The organism is Oleiphilus sp. HI0132, assembly GCF_001635845.1.
Window position 1 is genome coordinate 1 of record NZ_LWGJ01000126.1, and the last position, 1577, is coordinate 1577.

Annotated in this window: 2 protein-coding genes; both read left to right on the plus strand. The window is 46.1% G+C overall.

Features of this window, described 5'->3' with window-relative positions:
- On the plus strand, positions 1 to 431 hold a 431-nt coding region (locus A3766_RS01640), incomplete at its 5' end, for a DNA gyrase C-terminal beta-propeller domain-containing protein (RefSeq protein WP_304440917.1).
- 11 nt (positions 432 to 442) lie between these two features.
- Complete coding sequence (pheA, locus tag A3766_RS01645; RefSeq protein WP_068515499.1) at positions 443 to 1540, plus strand: prephenate dehydratase; 1098 nt, start codon at positions 443 to 445, stop codon at positions 1538 to 1540.
- Positions 1541 to 1577: the final 37 nt, after the last annotated feature.

Genomic DNA, 1577 nt, shown 5'->3' on the forward strand with positions numbered 1-1577 from the left:
TATCCTTGATTATTCCTGAAGAAGAAGGCCTGTTATTGGTTGCAAGTGAAAATGGTTACGGTAAGCGTACTCGCATGGATGAATTCTCAGTAATCGGGCGTGGTGGTCAAGGCGTGATTGCAATGCAATGCTCCGAGCGAAATGGTTTGTTGGTGTCTGCGGTTCAAGTTAAGGAAGGTGATGAGCTGATGCTTATTTCCGATAAAGGCACTTTGGTTAGAACTCGTACAGAAGAAGTTTCGATCCTCGGTCGAAATACTCAGGGTGTAAGGCTGATCAAGCTATCTCAAGAGAATGAGCATTTAGTTGGTGTGGAGCGTGTTGATGAGTCTAGTCTTGATGAACAAGAAATAGAAGAGGGAACTGATACTGTTGAGGCAGGCGCTTCGAGTGAATCAGATGAATCTTCAGATCAATCACCTGAGGCCTAACTGGAAATATAATGGTAGATGAAGCAACAGAGCTCGCAAAGCTACGGGCTCAGATTGATGAGATTGATCAAAATATTCAGTCTTTGATCAACCAGCGCGCAGCTTGTGCTCAGCGTGTTGCTGAGGTGAAGCAGGCTGCTGCCGGTAATGAGCTTGTGCAGTATTATCGCCCTGAGCGAGAGGCTCAGGTCCTGCGGGCCGTAATGGAACGCAATACGGGGCCTATGCCAGATGAAGATGTTGCTAAGCTCTTCAGAGAGATAATGTCCTGTTGTCTAGCCCTTGAAAAACCAATGAAGGTAGCTTTTTTAGGGCCGGAAGGTACTTATACGCATGCAGCGGCCCTAAAACATTTTGGACACTTTGTTCATGCTCAGCCTATGAGTGCAATTGATGAAGTGTTTCGAGAGGTGGAGTCTGGCCAGGCAAACTATGGCGTTGTACCAGTTGAGAACTCAACGGAAGGCGTTGTTAATCATACTTTGGATAGTTTCGTAAATTCACCTTTATTCATTGCTGGTGAAGTGAAGTTAAGAATTCATCACCACTTGCTATCGAATGATGAAATCAAACCCTCTGATATCAAACGAGTCTATTCCCATCAGCAATCTTTGGCGCAGTGCCGGAAATGGTTGGATGCGAATTGCCCTCAAGTTGAGCGTGTTGCTGTTAGTAGTAATGCCGAGGCTGCAAAGCTCAGCATGAAAGAAGAAGGGGCTGTTGCGATCGCTGGTGACATGGCAGCCGAGCAGTATAGCTTACTCAAACTTGTCGAGAATATTGAAGATCAGCCTGATAATACGACCCGCTTCTTGATTATCGGTAGCGATGTTGTTCCTGCTAGCGGTCAAGATAAGACCTCTATTATGGTGTCGGCCAAGAACAAACCAGGGGCACTATATCACGTCCTTGAGCCTTTCCATCAAAATGATATTAGCCTTACCCGCCTGGAAACTCGGCCTTCGAATTCCGGTACTTGGGCCTATGTGTTCTTTATTGATTTCGAAGGTCATATCGATGACGAAGGCGTGCAGAAAGTTGTTCAGCAGGTTTCTCCTGATGCGGTAGAAATTAAACATCTCGGTTCTTACCCGGTGGGTGTGCTCTAGTGAAAAAATCTGACCAGCTTTCAGGTTTGGCTGTAGC

Coding starts and splice junctions, on each gene's coding strand:
- pheA (WP_068515499.1), top strand. CDS start 443: ATGGTAGATGAAGCAACAGAGCTCGCAAAGCTACGGGCTCAGATTGAT.